A 15884-nucleotide genomic window follows, 5' to 3' on the forward strand; every position below is an offset into this window, starting at 1 on the left:
AGAACCACATGAACACACAACCTTTGCGCGTCGGTATCGGCGGCCCGGTCGGTTCCGGTAAAACCGCCCTGACCCTGGCCCTGTGCCTGGCCCTGCGCGAACGCTACAACCTGGCGGTGGTGACCAACGACATCTACACCCGTGAAGACGCTGATTTCCTGGTGCGCAACGAAGCGCTGGCGCCGGAACGCATCATCGGCGTGGAAACCGGCGGCTGTCCGCACACGGCGATCCGCGAAGACGCCTCGATCAACCTGGAAGCCGTGGATCAGTTGAACCGCCGGTTCCCGGGGCTGGACCTGATTCTGGTGGAGTCCGGTGGCGACAATCTCTCGGCCACCTTCAGCCCGGAGCTGTCCGACCTGACCATCTACGTGATCGACGTTTCCGCTGGCGACAAGCTGCCGCGCAAAGGCGGGCCGGGGATCTGCAAATCCGACCTGCTGGTGATCAACAAAATTGACCTGGCCCCCCTGGTGGGAGCCTCGTTGACGCTGATGGACAGCGACACCACGCGCATGCGCAACGGCAAGCCGTTCGTGTTCAGCAACCAGAAAACCGGCCAGGGCCTGGACGCGATCATCGCCTTCATCGAACGCCAGGGACTGCTGACGGCAGCCTGATCATGACTTATCAACAAGGAAGCTACTGCATGACACTTAAACGCATTCTGGGCGCCATGACCCTGCTGTTGACACCCGCTATTGCGTTCGCCCACCCGGGGCACGGTGACAACGGCCTGTTTGCTGGCATCAGCCACCCGATCGGTGGTCTCGACCATTTGCTGGCGATGCTTGCGGTCGGCCTGTGGGCGGCCCAGCAGCAAGGAGCTGCTCGTTGGGCGCTGCCGTGCACTTTCGTTGGCACCCTGCTGATCGGCGGGATGCTGGGCTTCGAAGGGCTGGAACTGCCGGCGCTTGAAAGTGGAATTGCTGCGTCGGTACTTGCCCTGGGGCTTGCAGTGGCCTTGGCGGTGCGCCCACCGTTGAGCGTGGCAATGGGGGCAACGGCGTTGTTTGCGCTGTTCCATGGTGTGGCCCATGGCCTGGAGTTGCCGGATATGTCGAGTCCCTGGGCGTATGCCGCAGGGTTTGTCGCGGCGACGGCGGTTTTGCATGCGGCGGGTTATGCCGTGGTGCGGGTGTTGCCGCAAGCTGCTGCGCCATTGGTTCGACTGGCGGGTGCGGCTTCGGCGGCGACTGGAGTCTGGTTGTTGGCGGGCTAGCTCTCTATCGACTGTGATGCCGTCATCGCGAGCAGGCTCGCTCCCACAGTGGAATTGTGTACGCAGGGCAAATGTGGGAGCGGGCTTGCTCGCGAAGACGGCCTGAGAGACAACACACCTCTCAGGCCTGCTAACATGTCGCGCAATCAACCCTGCCGTGACGACGCCAGCCAATGCCGCCTGTTTCCCGCTCCGCCTCCCAGCCTGAACTGACCGCCCTGTTTGCCTCGGTGCAACAGCACTTCCAGGACGTGATCGTGCCGCTTTGGCAAGGTCCCGGCTGGAATGCCGAGATGGCGCTGCCCTATGAGGCGCTGGACGCCGAGCACAAACCGCTGCCCCCCCAACGCTACCGGGCCATGGCCTGCGCGCGACAGCTGTATCTGTTTGCCAGCCTGATCGGCCAGGTACCAGGCGCCCACGAGCGCGCGGCGGCGCTGTTCCGTTCCTTGCAGCGGCACTTCCACGATGCCGAGCACGGCGGCTGGTTCTACAGCATCGACCCGCAGGGCGCGCCGCTGGATCAGCGTAAAGACCTCTACACTCACGCCTTCATTCTGTTCGCCTGCGCCCATTACTGGGACAAAGTCCGCGAGCCGCTGGTGGAATCGGTGCTCAACGCGGCCCTGGAAGTGATCGCGCAACGTTTCGCCAGCGGCGACGGCCTCTACGAAGCGGAACTTGCGCGTGACTGGTCATCGCTGAACAGCGGACCGCTGCAGAATCCGTTGATGCACTTGGCGGAAGCCTTCCTCGCCACGCTGTCGGTGCGCGAAGACCTCGCTGTGCAACAGGCGCTCGTGGACTTATGCACAGGGATGCAGAAGCGCTTTATCGATACGCAACACGGCGTGTTGATGGAAAAACCGCTGGGTGCTGTGGATAACTGGTTCGAACCTGGGCATCAGTTCGAGTGGTATTTCCTGCTGGAATCATCCGATCTGCTGCGCAGTTCACCCTTGCATGCTTCGCTGGAGCGCGCCTTTGCCTTCACCGAGCAACTGGGTGTCGATCCACAGACCGGCGCCGTGCGGGCCATGCTGGACCTGGGGCCGGATGGCGGTTGCCGGGACGCGACGCAGCGAATCTGGGCCCAGGCTGAGTACCTGCGCGCATTGACCCTGCGCCCGGGTAGTGGGGCTTCGGTACTGCGTCAATTGCAGGCGTTGCAGCAGCGCTCGCTACACGTGGGTGGCTGGTATGAGTGCCGTGACGAGCACGGTGAAGTGAGTCGGCGGGACATGCCGTCGACCACGCCTTATCACCTGGCGACCTGTTATCGCGGGTTGGCTGAGTATCTTGGCTGACTGAACGGTCGCCTCAGGCAATCCACTTGCGATCCCCGGTAAAGCTGATGGTCAGCCATCTCGCCGCATCTGGCTTGCCGAGCTTCGCGGAAATTTCCTCTCGCAGTGCATCCAGTTGCACCACGCTGTGCAGCCGATAATTTGTCGGCAACACGATGTGAATCTCGATGAAACACGCCCTTCCGTGTTTCTGCACGTAGGAAATGTAGTCGTCGAAACCATGCTCGATCTTGGCCTCCTCCATCACCTGGCGCACCTTGTCGTCCAGTTGATCCGGGACAATTCCCAGCACATCGCGCAACGCCGGACCAAGGATCTTGAACGCCGGCGGGAGCATGCCCAGGGCCAGCAGAATCAGGATCATCGGGTCGACATACAACGCCCATTTATCGTAGCCCTGGGTCTTGAGCAGCAGCGCGATGAGGAAACTCACCAACAGGCCGGCCGAGAGCATCGCGTCCACCAGCCAACTGATGTTGTCGAACTGGATCAGCGATGATTTGAGCGTGCGATTGCGATGGCGGACGTAGAAAAAATAAATGAGCTCGATGATGGTGAACAGCGCTGCGTAGAAGATCACCAGGCCGAGCTCGACCTCGCGCCCGCCACTGATGATGCCGAACACGCCGTTGAGAAAGGCATAAATGGCCACCAGCAACAGGAAGCTGCCTTCGATCACCAGCACCATGGGCTCCAGGTGCCAGGAGCCGAACTGGAAGCGTTGATTGCTTTCCTTGGCGATCAACCTGGCGGTGATCAGCATCAGGACCTTGATGAAGGCTGCAATCAGCGAGAAGAAGCCATCGAACAGGATGGATTGGGCACCCGAGACAAACCCGGTGATGATCCCGGCGAATGTCACCACCAGCATCAGGAAAGTCGATTGCTTGAGCAGTGCCTGCTCGCCTCGATTGCTCACATGCTCTCCTCGATAACCGTGGACCGCAGGGAGCGGCGGGTTGTTGGGTGAGGAGTCTAGCTGATGTCCTGTGTTGTCCATGCAGGCCCATTCGCGAGCAGGCTCGCTCCCACAGGATTAACGCGATCCTTGTGGGAGCGAGCCTGCTCGCGAATGGCCGTTACTCGGTGTTACGCCTTGCCACCACTGCGATCAATCGCAAACCCGGCCCAGGTCTGGCTCACCGGCATCAGCTCAACGCTGTTGATGTTGATGTGCGCCGGGGCATTGAGCACCCAGAAAATGGTGTCGGCGATATCCTGCGGCTGGATCGGGTCGGCACCGGCGTAGGTAGCGTTGTAGCGCTCCTGGTCACCGGCGAAACGCACCAGCGAGAACTCGCTTTCGCACAGGCCCGGTTCGATGTTGCTGACTCGCACGCCGGTGCCCTGAAGGTCGCAGCGCAGGTTCAGGGAGAACTGTTTGACGAACGCTTTGCTCGCGCCATACACATGGCTGCCCGGGTAAGGGTAGTTGCCGGCAATCGAGCCAAGGTTGACGATGCCCGCGCCACGACCATGGGCGATCAAGCGCGGCAGCAGCAGCCGGGTGCTGTACATCAGGCCCTTGATATTGGTGTCGACCATGGTGTCCCAGTCGTCCAGATCGCACTTGGGCGCCGGGTCGACACCCAGGGCCAGGCCAGCGTTGTTGATAAGTCCGCGCAGCTTGGCGAAGGATGGCGGCAGGTTGGCAATGGCTTCTTCCATGGCCCTGCGGTCACGCACATCAAGCACCAGGCCGTGCACCTCGGTCTGCTTCGACAGCTCGGCGCACAGCGCATTGAGGCGCTCTTCACGACGCCCCGTCAGCACCAGTTTCCAGCCGGCCTCGGCAAAACGACGGGCACAGGCTTCACCAAAACCGGAAGTCGCGCCGGTAATAAACAGGGTGTTGGACATGGTGTTCTCCTTGCTACGGCTGATCGGCAGCCATTGGAATAGAAAATCAGCAGGCAGCATGCCCGGCCTTGGGCACAGCGGCAACCGGCGCGCTATCTGTACAAAAAACGAACAAAACCTGCAATGCCTTGCCGGCCGTGGCTTGCAGCCATATGCACGCACCTTATCCACAGCCCCATCCACACATTCCGGGGGCAAGTGGAAAAGCTGAAAGCCGCTATCCACAAGGCTTTGCGGGCCGATTTGAAACTTTTTTGCTTGACCCCCATTGGCCTGCTGTGTAACCGAAGGTCAATTTCCCGACCGCGGGGTCAAGCCTGCGATGGCGCCAAGCCAGTAACCACGGCCCTCAGCCAAGTCTTTCCAGAGTTTAACCACAGACTTATCCACAGGCTTGTGCACTGCGATTTGCCGCACTTTCCTTGCCAAGAAAAAGGTTGACAAAGCTGCCTTGGAGGCCCGGAAAAACCCTTGATCAAAAAACAACCATAGCGCTGCAAGCCACGGATTCAAAGGCTTTCAGCCAGCTACTCCCACGTTATTCACAGCCAGCTCCACAGCAAACGGGGACAAGTCAAAACTGTGGAAAAACAACTAATTGCGGCGGCTTTATGTCGCACTTTCGGAGCTCGACAATTTTGTTTTCCACAATTCCCCAATGACGCAGTGGAATGAAAAAAGCCCCGGCGATTACTCGTCGGGGCTTTGTCATTGCAGCAGCGAATCAGTGCCCGCCAAGATAAGCGTTACGCACATCCTCGTTGACCAACAGCTCCTTGCCGGTACCGCTCATGCGGATCTCGCCGTTGACCATCACATAGGCCCGGTCCGACAGTCGCAGCGCGTGGTTGGCGTTCTGCTCGACCAGGAAAATGGTCATGCCGGTCTTGGCCAGTTCCCGCAGCGTGGCGAAGATCTGCTTGACCACGATGGGCGCCAGCCCGAGGCTCGGCTCATCGAGCAACAGCAGTTTCGGCCGGCTCATCAGGGCACGGGCGATGGCCAGCATCTGCTGCTCGCCACCCGACATGGTCATCGCACGCTGGGTGCGCCGCTCTTCAAGCCGCGGGAACAGCTTGAACATGCGTTGCATGTCTTCCTTGGCGTACTTGTCGCCAATGGGGATGGTGCCCATCAGCAGGTTTTCCTCGACGGTCATGTCGGGGAACACCCGCCGTCCTTCCGGCGACTGGGCGATGCCGTTGGAGGCGATGTAGTGCGACGACTTGTGGGTGATGTCCACGCCCTGATAAACGATCTGCCCGTCCGCCGCGCGCGGCTGACCGAAGATCGACATCAGCAGGGTCGACTTGCCCGCACCGTTGGAGCCGATCAGGCTGACGGTTTCCCCTTCGTTGATGTGCAGCGAAACGTTCTTCAGGGCCTGGATCGGCCCGTAGAACACGTCCAGGTCCTTGAGTTCGAGGATGGGTTTGCTCATACCACCTCCTCTTCATCGGCGCCCAGGTAGGCGGCAATCACTTTCGGGTCGTTACGGATGTCACTTGGGCCGCCCTCGGCGATGACGACGCCGTGGTCCAGCACCACAATGTGGTCGGAAATACTCATTACCATGCCCATGTCGTGTTCGATCAGCACCACCGTCAGATCATGCTCGTCGCGCAGTAGCCGGATCATCGCGCTCAGCGCTTCGGTTTCCTGAGGGTTGAGGCCGGCGGCGGGTTCGTCGAGGCAGATGATCTGCGGACGGGTGCACATGGCCCGGGCGATTTCCAGTCGGCGTTGCTGGCCGTAGGACAGCTCACCGGCCAGACGGTTGGCGCAGTCCACCAGGTCCACCACTTCCAGCCAGTAGAAGGCGTGGTCCAGCGCATCGCTTTCGGCCTTGCGGTAGCCCTTGGTGTTGAGGATGCCCGCAAGCATGTTGCGGTTGACCCACATGTGCTGGGCCACCAGCAGGTTTTCCAGCACCGACATTTCCTTGAACAGGCGAATGTTCTGGAAAGTCCTTGCCAGACCGGCACGGTTTATCAGGTGGGTGCCGCCGAACATTTTGTAGCGCAGCCGGGTCATGAAGCTTTTGGGCGAGACGAAATCGGTCGGTTTGAACGATTCGCCCAGCAGCTTGATGACGTTGGTCTGCTGGCCACGCACGTTGAGTTCGATCTTGCCGCCGGAGGCCTTGTAGAAACCGGTCAGGCAGTTGAACACCGTGGTCTTGCCGGCGCCGTTGGGGCCGATCAGGGCGAAGATCGAGTTGCGCTTGACCTTCAGGCTGACATCATTCAATGCCTTGATGCCGCCGAAGTGCATCATCAGCTTCTCTACGGAGAGTACGACTTCGCTCATGGCGCTACTCCTTTACGCGGGGTCACACCGGTACGGCTGATTCGAATCAGGCCGCGCGGTCGCCAAATCATCATCAACACCATCAGGATGCCGAACAGCAGCACGCGGTATTCGGCGAAGCCACGCAGCAGTTCCGGGGCCACGGTCAATACGAAGGCCGCAATCACCACGCCGATGGTCGAACCCATGCCGCCGAGGACCACGATGGCGAGGATCAGGGCCGATTCGAAGAAGGTGAACGAGGTCGGGTTGACGAAGCCCTGGTAGGTGGCGAAGAACACGCCTGCCAGACCGGCCGTCGATGCGCCAATAGTGAACGCCGAGAGCTTGACCAGCACGTGGTTCAGGCCCATCGAGCGGCAGGCGATTTCATCCTCGCGCAGCGCTTCCCAGGCACGCCCGACAGGCATGCGGGTCAGGCGATGCTTGATGTACAACACGGCCAGTACCACCAGGAACAACACCGCGTAGATGAAGTAGTACTTCACGTCAGGGTTGTAGGCGATGCCGAAGAACTCATGGAACGGCACACCGCCGTCCTTCGCGCGCTTGCCGAATTCCAGGCCGAAGAAGGTCGGCAGTGGTGCCGGCATGCCGTTCGGTCCGCCGGTCAGGGACAGCCAGTTGTTGAGGATCAGGCGGATGATTTCACCAAAACCCAGGGTCACGATCGCCAGGTAGTCGCCGTGCAGGCGCAACACCGGGAAACCGAGGATGCAACCGGCCAGTCCGGCGGTGATCGCCGCCAGCGGCAGCACCGTCCAGAAGCCCAGCCCCAGGTACTGATAACCGAGCGCCAGGCCGTAGGCACCGATGGCGTAGAACGCCACGTAACCCAGGTCGAGCAAACCGGCCAGGCCCACTACGATGTTCAGCCCCAGGCCCAGCAGCACGTAGATCAGCCCGAGGATGACCACGCCCAGCAGATAGGAGTTGGAGAAAAACGGGAACACCACGGCGATGACGATCATCAACGGGATGATCCAGCGCAACCGCGACTTGTAGTCCGGTGCCAGTACATGCACACCGGAACCTGTGCTCTCAAAACCTTCGAGAATGCTCAAGCCCTTGGGGGTCTGCAGGAACATGCTCAAGGCAAAGCGACCGGCCATGACGATGGCGACAATCCACGCCACGCGGGTGGTTTCCAGGTTGAAGCCGTAGCCATCGAGAACGACGCCGACAATCGGCCCGAACACGATCAGGGCGATGAGGCCGGCAAGAATCGCGTCAACCAGACTTTTTTTGAAATCCATGGTTTTTTTAGTGGTTGAGGACATCGCTTACACCTTCGACACAAGAGGACGGCCGAGCAGGCCTTGGGGCCGAAAGACCAGAACGAGAACCAGCAGCGAGAAGCTGAAAACGTCTTTGTAGTCCGAGTTCACCAGGCCGGAGAACAGCGACTCGGAAATCCCGAGGATGATCCCGCCCAGCATCGCGCCCGGCAGTGAGCCGATCCCGCCGAGCACCGCGGCGGTGAACGCCTTGATGCCGATGATGAAGCCGGCATAGAAGTCGAACGTGCCGTAGTTCATGGTGATCAGCACGCCGGCCAGGGCCGCCATCGCTGCACCGATGATGAACACATAGGAAATCACCCGGTCGGTGTTGATCCCCAGGATCGAAGCCATCTTGCGGTCTTGCTGGGTCGCACGGCACATGCGGCCGAGCTTGGTGTACTTGATCACGTAGGTCAGCAGGGCCATCCCGACGAACGCGGCGACCAGGATGAACACCTTGGTGTAGGTCAACTGCACGAAACCTGTGCCGACTTCCACGCGCCACGCCCCGCTGAGCAAGGTTGGAACACCTTGTTGCTTGGCGCCCTGGGCGATCTGCGCATAGTTTTGCAGGATCAGCGAAATACCGATGGCGCTGATCAGCGGTGCCAGTCGGGTGGAGTTACGCAGGGGTTTGTAGGCGACGCGCTCGATGACCCAGCCATACACCGCCGTGACGACGATGGTGAAGATCAGGGTGCCGAGCATCAGCAGAGGGAAGGATTCAATACCGAAGTATGCCAGCAGAGCCAGACTGATTGCCGCGAGGTAAGCGGAAATCATGTAAACCTCGCCGTGGGCGAAGTTGATCATGCCGATGATGCCATAGACCATTGTGTAGCCGATGGCGATCAGGCCATAGACCGACCCGAGGGTCAGGCCGTTGACCAGTTGCTGCAGGAAAATACCATCCATAACGCAATCTCACGCAATGAGAACCTGTCCACCTGCCGGTGCGATTCTTCTAAGGAAAATACAGATATACGTCGGAGCAATGTCAGCCACGATTAGCCCGATCACCGCTGCCCCCTTGTAGGAGCGAGCCTGCTCGCGATAGCGGTTGAACATTCAACGTATGTGTTGCCTGTCAGTCCGTCATCGCGAGCAGGCTCACTCCTACAAGGGAACGGTAGGGATCAGCCGATTGAGTCAGCCCTTACTTCTGTTTTTCCAGTTGGTGGTACTTGCCATCCTTGTCCCACTGGTAAACCACGTAGTCGGAGATTTTCAGGTCGCCCTTGCTGTCCCAGGTCTTCTCGCCCATGACAGTCTTGACCGGATTTTTCTTCAGCCACGCAGCCGCTTCTTCGCCCTTGTTGGATTTGGCGCCATTGAAGGCAGCCGCCAGGGTCTGGACCGAAGCGTAGGCGTATAGGGTGTAGCCTTCTGGCTCGGTACCGGCCTTGCGGAATGCGTCTACCACGGTCTTGCTGTCTGGCAGCAGGCGCGGGTCGGCACCGAAGGTCATCAGCACGCCGTCGACGAATTGCGGACCGCCAGCGGTGGTCACCAGTTCGTCGGTCACGATGCCGTCATCGGACATGAACTTGACGTCTTTCAGGCCTTGTTCACGCAGCTGGCGAACCAGAGGACCGGCTTCCGGGTGCAGGCCACCGAAGTAGACGACGTCAGCGCCGGCACCGCGGATCTTGGTCACGATGGTGCTGAAGTCTTTCTCGCCACGGGTCAGACCTTCATACAGCACAGGCGTTACGCCGCGCTTGACCAGTTGGGCCTTGGTGGCGTCAGCCAGGCCTTGGCCGTAGGTGTCCTTGTCGTGCAGTACCACAACCTTCTTGCCCTTGAGCACGTCGACGATGTAGTCGCCGGCCACGATGCCTTGCTGGTCGTCACGACCGCACATGCGGAACATGGCGCTCAGGCCGCGTTCGGTCACCTGTGGGTTGGTAGAGCCTGGAGTGATGGCGATGATGCCCGCTTCGTCGTAGATCTCGGAAGCCGGGATGGTCGAGGAGGAGCAGAAGTGACCGACTACGCCGGCGACTTTCTGGTTGGTCAGGTCTTTGGCGACCGTCACAGCCTGTTTCGGTTCGCAGGCGTCATCGCCCTTGACCAGTACGATTTTTTCCCCGTTGACGCCGCCCGCTGCGTTGACCGCATCGGCTGCTGCCTGTGCACCCTTCATGTACTGCTCGCCAAATGCCGCGTTGGCGCCCGTCATTGGACCCGCTACGCCGATCTTGATGTCAGCCTGAGCAAACGCAGAAACACCCAACGCAGCTGCCACTGCGAGGGCCAGAAAGCCTTTCTTGTAAAACGTCTGGGACATGAGGTGGTGCTCCATGGTTTTTTTAATTGGCACTGCGACTTCACTGATTGCTCAGAGCAAGGGCCGTGCCATCGGTTTTTTATTCTTAAAAAAGTCGCTGCTTTATTCTTATTTCGACTATCTCGGGCCCATTTTCATTGGGCGTGCAACCGTCTAAACCGCGGAAGGTAAAACCATTATTTTTTTGAGGCGCAACCCGCCTGCGCCATCATTGCAACCGCGGCACTAAACGACGTGCAACCAGCCTGTAACAACGTGCGTCACCGAAGTGCACACTGCTGGTGCGGGACTGCTACAACCCGCACCACTACAGGCTAGCTGCTGATCAAAAAAGCGCCGCTTTCAACAACAAAAATCAACATTCAGATCACGATCCGCAAGCACTGGCCTGCGTGATACAGCGAAAAGCCGGCCTCGTACAAACAACTACGCAATCCCACCCCTGCCAGTGGCTGCATTGGAGCGAAGGGAATGGGTAGCGCTTGAGGATTTCCGTTACACAAATAATCGGCAAATGCCTTACCGACCACGGTCCCGGTGGTCACACCCCGACCGTTGTAGCCGGTCACTGCCACTATTCCGGGCGCCGGTTCGAACAGGCGCATCAAATGATCGGGGGTGAAGGCGATGCACCCGGTCCAGGTGCATTCCCATTCCACCGGCTTGAGGTAGGGGAAGTAATGCTGCTGCACCCGATCCGCCCAGGCCTTGAGAAACCAGGCCGGCTTCTGGTTGCCATTACCGAGACTGCCGAGCAGCAGGCGCCCGTCCTTGTCCCGGCGAATACTGCTGAGCACCTGGCGGGTGTCCCAGGATCCCTGGCCACCGGGCAGGATTTGCTGCGCGGCGTCTTCAGTCAGCGGCACCGAGGCCACCTGATAGTAATAACCGGGGAAGAAATTGCGCCGCAGCTCGGTCCAGTCGCCTTCGGTGTAGGCATTGGACGCGATCACCACTTGCTCGGCCAGGACCGAACCCTGCGCGGTTTGCACCGACCAGCGCTGCCCCTGACGTTCGAGGCGGGTCACCGGGGAATGATCGAACAACTGCCCCCCCAGACCAATGGCCGCCTTGGCCAAGCCGGTGGTGTAAGCCATCGGGTTGAGCGTGCCAGCACGGCGATCGAGCAGTGCCGCAGCGATTTTTTTGGTACCCGTCGCTTGCTCACAGGCTTGCCCGGTCAGCAGCTCGACGGGGGCGCCACGGCGCTTCCATTGCTCCTCGCGACTGCGCAAGTCAGCTTCGCCACGGGCGTTGTGCGCCATGTGCAGCGTGCCCTCGCGGCGCAACTGGCAATCGATGTTGTACTTGTCCACAAGACTGAACACCAGGGACGGTGCGGCGCCGAGCATGCGGTTGAGCTGGCTGCCCACCACCTCGCCAAATCCGGCTTCGATCTCGTCCGGGGGAATCCACATGCCGGCATTGACCAGCCCGACGTTGCGCCCCGAACCGCCGTGGCCGGCGCGATGGGCTTCGAGCACACATACCGTCTTGCCCTGCTCCAGCAGATGCACCGCCGCCGACAGCCCGGTAAAACCTGCGCCAATGACGCAGACATCGACTTTCACCTCACCCTTGAGCGCCGAGTTGTCGGGCCTTTGCGGCGTCAGTTTTTCCCACAGACACTCTTCGCGTAACGGCATTGCCAGACTCCAATCAGAAACCTAACAAACAAAAACAAAGCATCGCTGGCAAGCCAGCTCCCACAGGGTTATGTGCCGCAACACAAATCCTGTGGGAGCTGGCTTGCCAGCGATAGGGCCCATCAGTCAAACGTAATACCTTGAGCCAACGGCAACTCCAGCGAATAGTTCACGGTATTGGTCTGACGACGCATGTAACCACGCCATGCATCAGAACCGGACTCACGGCCCCCGCCCGTTTCTTTCTCACCCCCAAACGCCCCACCAATTTCCGCACCGCTCGGGCCGATGTTGACGTTGGCGATACCGCAGTCACTGCCCACCGCCGACATGAACTGCTCGGCTTCACGTACGTCAGTGGTGAAGATGCACGACGACAGGCCTTGCGGCACGGCGTTGTTCAAACGCAGGGCTTCGTTGAAATCGCTGTAGCCAACCACGTACAGGATCGGCGCGAAGGTTTCATGGCAGACCACATCGCTCTGCTCCGGCATTTCGACGATGGCTGGCGAAACGTAGTAGGCATTGGGGAATTTGTCTTCCAGCTGACGCTTGCCGCCGAACACCCGACCGCCTTCGCTCAGGGCCTGTTCCAGCGCGTCCTGCATGTTGTCGAAGCTTTGCTTGTCGATCAGCGGGCCGATCAGGTTGCCTTCCAGCGGATGGCCAATGCGCACTTTGGAGTAGGCGGCCTTGAGACGGGTGACGATTTCTTCCTTCACCGACTCATGGGCGATCAGGCGACGCAGCGTGGTGCAGCGCTGACCCGCAGTGCCGACGGCGCTGAACAGGATCGCGCGAACGGCCATGTCCAGATCGGCGCTTGGGCCAAGGATCATCGCGTTGTTGCCGCCAAGCTCAAGAATGCTGCGGGCAAAACGCGCGGCGATTTTCGGCGCCACTTCACGGCCCATGCGGGTGCTGCCGGTAGCGCTGACCAGCGCGACACGCGGGTCATCGACCAGGGCTTCACCGGCATCACGACCGCCAATGACCACTTGGCTCAGGTGCGGTGGCGCATCGCTGAAATTCTTCAGCACGCGGTCGAACAGTGCCTGGCAGGCCAGGGCGGTCAGTGGCGTTTTTTCCGACGGTTTCCAGATCACCGGATTACCACAGACCAGCGCCAGCGTTGTGTTCCAGGCCCAGACCGCCACCGGGAAGTTGAAGGCGCTGATCACGCCGACGACGCCCAGCGGGTGCCAGGTTTCGCGCATGTGGTGGCCAGGGCGCTCGGAGGCGATGGTCAAGCCGTACAGTTGACGGGACAGGCCGACGGCGAAGTCGCAGATGTCGATCATTTCCTGAACTTCACCCAGGCCTTCCTGGGTGATCTTGCCCGCTTCCCAGGACACCAGCTCACCGAGATCGGCCTTGTATTCGCGCAGGATATCACCCAGTTGCCGCACCAGCTCGCCGCGGCGCGGTGCCGGAACCTTGCGCCACAGTTCGAATGCATGATCTGCACGACTGATGTGCTGCTCGACTTCAGCGGCACCTTCCCAGTTGACGGTGGCAATCGTGCTGCCATCGATCGGCGAATGCACCGGCACTTTGCCGTTCTGGTACAGGGCCGGGTTCACACCAAGACGATCAAGCAATGCGGCAACCATGGGTCACTCCTCAAGCAAAAAACGGAACGTGTGCAGCCGCCGAATCACGACTGATCAGACCTGTAGTTTTAGCGCTCCCGAGGTTACTCAACAAACGACCATTAAGAGAGATATCATTCCGTTTATTCATGCTGTGCATTGTTGGCAATAAAGAGACAAGTACAAAGGACCGCCCATGCTGAACAAACGCTATTTGCCCTCGATCGCTGCGCTGCAGTGTTTCGAAGCCGTGACCCGCCACCTGAGCTTCACCCGGGCCGCGGAAGAGCTGAACCTGACCCAGAGCGCGGTCAGTAAACAGGTGGCGCAACTGGAAGAGCTGTTGCAGCACCTGTTGTTTCGCCGGGTTCGCCGACGCCTGCAAATGACGCCAGCGGGCGATCTCTACCTGGTGGAGGTACGAAAAATCCTCACCCAGGTTGAGATGTCTACCCACTACCTGCGTTCCTACGGGGGTGAAACCGAAGTCCTGCGCGTCTCCACCCCCTCGACCTTCGGCGCGCGCTGGCTGGTGCCACGCCTCAAGGGCTGGCGCCTGCGCCATCCGTCGATCCATCTGGACCTGTGCAATGAACAGGAAGCCGACGACCTGCTGCAGGGGCGCAGCGACCTGGCGTTCTACTTCGGCCAGGGTTCTCGTCCGGGCACCGAATGCCTGAAATTGTTCAGCGAAGAGCTTGTGCCGGTCTGTGCCCCAAGCAGCCTGCCCGACACGCCGTTCACCGACCCGACGCAACTCACCGACCTGGTCCTGCTGCAAAACGCCTCCCGCCCCCAAGCCTGGCACGACTGGTTCGACAGTCAGGGCTACCACACCGAACACAGCTACCACGGCCCGCGTTTCGAAACCTTCTACATGTGCATCCGCGCGGCGCAAGTCGGCTGTGGCGTAGCGCTGCTGCCAAGGTTCCTGGTGGAAGAGGAACTGGCCGACGGCAAACTGGTCATTCCCTGGCAGCATGCGATGCCCAGCACCGACGCCTATTACCTGGCGTACCCGGAACATTCGGCGGAAGTGCCCAAGGTGCGCGATTTCGTGAAGTGGATGCTGGAGCAGGTGTAGGGACGCTTCAAAAATCGCTGGCAATCAACACCACCGATATGCGCCACTAGCCTTATTCAATGTGGAGAACCCCCGTTATGAGCGAGAGTGTGTTTGCCGATCGCATCGTGCAGAACCTGCTCGACACCGACTTCTACAAACTGACGATGATGCAGGCGGTGCTGCACAACTACCCGAACGTAGAGGTCGAATGGGAGTTTCGTTGCCGTAATAGTGAAGATTTACGCCCGTACCTGGCGGAGATCCGTTTCCAGATCGAACGTCTGGCCGAGCTGAGCCTGAGCGTCGACCAATTGAGTTTTCTGGAGCGCATCAGCTTCCTGAAGCCGGATTTCCTGCGTTTTCTCGGGCTGTTCCGCTTCAACTTGCGCTATATCCACACCGGCATCGAAAACGGCGAACTGTTCATCCGTCTGCGGGGCCCGTGGCTGCACGTGATCCTGTTCGAGGTACCGATTCTGGCCATCGTCAGTGAGGTGCGTAACCGCTATCGCTATCGGGAGATTGTCCTGGAACAGGCGCGCGAGCAGCTCTATCGCAAGTTCGACTGGCTGACCGCCAACGCCAGCAGCGAGGAATTGTCCGAATTGCAGGTAGCCGATTTCGGCACCCGTCGTCGGTTCTCCTACCGTGTACAGGAGGAAGTGGTGAACGTGCTCAAGCACGATTTCCCCGGGCGCTTCGTCGGCACCAGCAACGTGCACCTGTCGCGGGAACTGGACATGAAACCGCTGGGCACCATGGCCCACGAATGGATCATGGCCCACCAGCAACTCGGCCCGCGGCTGATCGACAGCCAGATCGCCGCCCTCGATTGCTGGGTTCGCGAATACCGTGGCCTGCTAGGGATCGCGCTAACCGACTGCATCACCATCGATGCGTTCCTGGGCGATTTCGACCTGTTTTTCGCCAAGCTTTTCGACGGTTTGCGCCACGACTCGGGCGATCCGGTGGCGTGGGCGGAAAAAGCCATCGCGCACTATCACAAGCTTGGCATCGACCCGATGAGCAAGACGTTGACCTTCTCCGACAGCCTGACGCTGCCCAGGGCCCTGGAGATTTTTCGGGCGCTGCGGGGTCGAATCAATGTCAGCTTCGGCATCGGCACCAACCTGACCTGTGATATTCCGGGTGTCGAACCAATGAGCATCGTGCTTAAAATGACGGCCTGCAACGGCGCGCCGGTGGCGAAGATCTCCGACGAGCCCGGCAAGACTCACTGCACAGACCCGAATTTCGTCGCCTATTTGCGACACGTTTTCCAAGTTCCTGCCCCCCTCTAGCAAG

General features: G+C 60.0%; 14 protein-coding genes. 5 read left to right on the forward strand and 9 right to left on the reverse strand.

Features of this window, described 5'->3' with window-relative positions:
• The first annotated feature begins 8 nt into the window (after nucleotides 1-8).
• The 3 genes from ureG (at nucleotide 9) to PMI35_RS18045 (ending at nucleotide 2532) form a co-directional block, all read left to right on the forward strand.
• Nucleotides 9-623 (forward strand): urease accessory protein UreG, encoded by a 615-nt coding sequence (gene ureG, locus PMI35_RS18055; RefSeq protein ID WP_008058937.1) that lies wholly within the window; start codon nucleotides 9-11, stop codon nucleotides 621-623.
• A 29-nt stretch (nucleotides 624-652) separates the two neighbouring features.
• The gene (locus PMI35_RS18050; RefSeq protein WP_008058938.1) at nucleotides 653-1225 is read left to right on the forward strand and encodes a HupE/UreJ family protein; all 573 of its coding nucleotides are present in this window, start codon (nucleotides 653-655) and stop codon (nucleotides 1223-1225) included.
• A 173-nt stretch (nucleotides 1226-1398) separates the two neighbouring features.
• Complete coding sequence (locus PMI35_RS18045; protein ID WP_008058941.1) at nucleotides 1399-2532, forward strand: AGE family epimerase/isomerase; 1134 nt, start codon at nucleotides 1399-1401, stop codon at nucleotides 2530-2532.
• 13 nt (nucleotides 2533-2545) lie between these two features.
• On the opposite strand, the gene PMI35_RS18040 is transcribed toward PMI35_RS18045, so the two are convergent.
• The 9 genes from PMI35_RS18040 to amaB form a co-directional block, all read right to left on the reverse strand.
• On the reverse strand, nucleotides 2546-3451 hold the full coding sequence (locus PMI35_RS18040; protein ID WP_008058943.1) for a cation diffusion facilitator family transporter: 906 nt from the start codon (nucleotides 3449-3451) through the stop codon (nucleotides 2546-2548).
• A gap of 170 nt (nucleotides 3452-3621) precedes the next feature.
• On the reverse strand, nucleotides 3622-4392 hold the full coding sequence (locus PMI35_RS18035) for an SDR family oxidoreductase (RefSeq protein ID WP_008058945.1): 771 nt from the start codon (nucleotides 4390-4392) through the stop codon (nucleotides 3622-3624).
• A gap of 724 nt (nucleotides 4393-5116) precedes the next feature.
• A complete protein-coding gene (locus PMI35_RS18030; protein ID WP_008058947.1) occupies nucleotides 5117-5833 on the reverse strand; it encodes an ABC transporter ATP-binding protein in 717 nt (238 codons plus the stop codon).
• Nucleotides 5830-6702, reverse strand: a complete 873-nt coding sequence (locus PMI35_RS18025) for an ABC transporter ATP-binding protein (RefSeq protein WP_008058949.1) — start codon at nucleotides 6700-6702, stop codon at nucleotides 5830-5832. The genes PMI35_RS18030 and PMI35_RS18025 overlap by 4 nt, the downstream gene beginning before the upstream one ends.
• Entirely contained in the window at nucleotides 6699-7982 is a 1284-nt protein-coding gene (gene livM / locus PMI35_RS18020; protein WP_008058950.1) for a high-affinity branched-chain amino acid ABC transporter permease LivM, read from the reverse strand. Before livM ends, PMI35_RS18025 begins: the two co-directional genes overlap by 4 nt.
• A 3-nt stretch (nucleotides 7983-7985) precedes the next feature.
• Nucleotides 7986-8900: an ABC transporter permease subunit gene (locus PMI35_RS18015; protein WP_008058951.1), complete on the reverse strand. Its 915-nt coding sequence runs from the start codon at nucleotides 8898-8900 to the stop codon at nucleotides 7986-7988.
• A 241-nt stretch (nucleotides 8901-9141) separates the two neighbouring features.
• Nucleotides 9142-10275 (reverse strand): branched-chain amino acid ABC transporter substrate-binding protein, encoded by a 1134-nt coding sequence (locus tag PMI35_RS18010; RefSeq protein WP_008058952.1) that lies wholly within the window; start codon nucleotides 10273-10275, stop codon nucleotides 9142-9144.
• Between the two features lie 362 nt (nucleotides 10276-10637).
• The gene (amaA, locus tag PMI35_RS18005) at nucleotides 10638-11921 is read right to left on the reverse strand and encodes an L-pipecolate oxidase (RefSeq protein WP_008058954.1); all 1284 of its coding nucleotides are present in this window, start codon (nucleotides 11919-11921) and stop codon (nucleotides 10638-10640) included.
• 122 nt (nucleotides 11922-12043) lie between these two features.
• Entirely contained in the window at nucleotides 12044-13534 is a 1491-nt protein-coding gene (amaB, locus tag PMI35_RS18000) for an L-piperidine-6-carboxylate dehydrogenase (RefSeq protein ID WP_008058956.1), read from the reverse strand.
• A 175-nt stretch (nucleotides 13535-13709) separates the two neighbouring features.
• Here amaB and PMI35_RS17995 point away from each other — a divergent pair, with 175 nt between their 5' ends.
• Nucleotides 13710-14597: a LysR family transcriptional regulator gene (locus PMI35_RS17995; RefSeq protein WP_008058958.1), complete on the forward strand. Its 888-nt coding sequence runs from the start codon at nucleotides 13710-13712 to the stop codon at nucleotides 14595-14597.
• Between the two features lie 77 nt (nucleotides 14598-14674).
• Nucleotides 14675-15880: a nicotinate phosphoribosyltransferase gene (pncB, locus tag PMI35_RS17990; RefSeq protein ID WP_008058960.1), complete on the forward strand. Its 1206-nt coding sequence runs from the start codon at nucleotides 14675-14677 to the stop codon at nucleotides 15878-15880.
• Nucleotides 15881-15884 lie beyond the last annotated feature (4 nt).

The sequence above is a fragment of the Pseudomonas sp. GM78 genome (genome assembly GCF_000282475.1).
In the GTDB taxonomy this organism is placed as follows: domain Bacteria; phylum Pseudomonadota; class Gammaproteobacteria; order Pseudomonadales; family Pseudomonadaceae; genus Aquipseudomonas.

Coding starts and splice junctions, on each gene's coding strand:
- amaB (WP_008058956.1), bottom strand. CDS start 13,534: ATGGTTGCCGCATTGCTTGATCGTCTTGGTGTGAACCCGGCCCTGTAC.
- PMI35_RS17995 (WP_008058958.1), top strand. CDS start 13,710: ATGCTGAACAAACGCTATTTGCCCTCGATCGCTGCGCTGCAGTGTTTC.
- PMI35_RS18010 (WP_008058952.1), bottom strand. CDS start 10,275: ATGTCCCAGACGTTTTACAAGAAAGGCTTTCTGGCCCTCGCAGTGGCA.
- ureG (WP_008058937.1), top strand. CDS start 9: ATGAACACACAACCTTTGCGCGTCGGTATCGGCGGCCCGGTCGGTTCC.
- PMI35_RS18035 (WP_008058945.1), bottom strand. CDS start 4,392: ATGTCCAACACCCTGTTTATTACCGGCGCGACTTCCGGTTTTGGTGAA.
- PMI35_RS18025 (WP_008058949.1), bottom strand. CDS start 6,702: ATGAGCGAAGTCGTACTCTCCGTAGAGAAGCTGATGATGCACTTCGGC.
- PMI35_RS18030 (WP_008058947.1), bottom strand. CDS start 5,833: ATGAGCAAACCCATCCTCGAACTCAAGGACCTGGACGTGTTCTACGGG.
- amaA (WP_008058954.1), bottom strand. CDS start 11,921: ATGCCGTTACGCGAAGAGTGTCTGTGGGAAAAACTGACGCCGCAAAGG.
- pncB (WP_008058960.1), top strand. CDS start 14,675: ATGAGCGAGAGTGTGTTTGCCGATCGCATCGTGCAGAACCTGCTCGAC.
- PMI35_RS18015 (WP_008058951.1), bottom strand. CDS start 8,900: ATGGATGGTATTTTCCTGCAGCAACTGGTCAACGGCCTGACCCTCGGG.
- PMI35_RS18050 (WP_008058938.1), top strand. CDS start 653: ATGACACTTAAACGCATTCTGGGCGCCATGACCCTGCTGTTGACACCC.
- PMI35_RS18045 (WP_008058941.1), top strand. CDS start 1,399: ATGCCGCCTGTTTCCCGCTCCGCCTCCCAGCCTGAACTGACCGCCCTG.
- livM (WP_008058950.1), bottom strand. CDS start 7,982: ATGTCCTCAACCACTAAAAAAACCATGGATTTCAAAAAAAGTCTGGTT.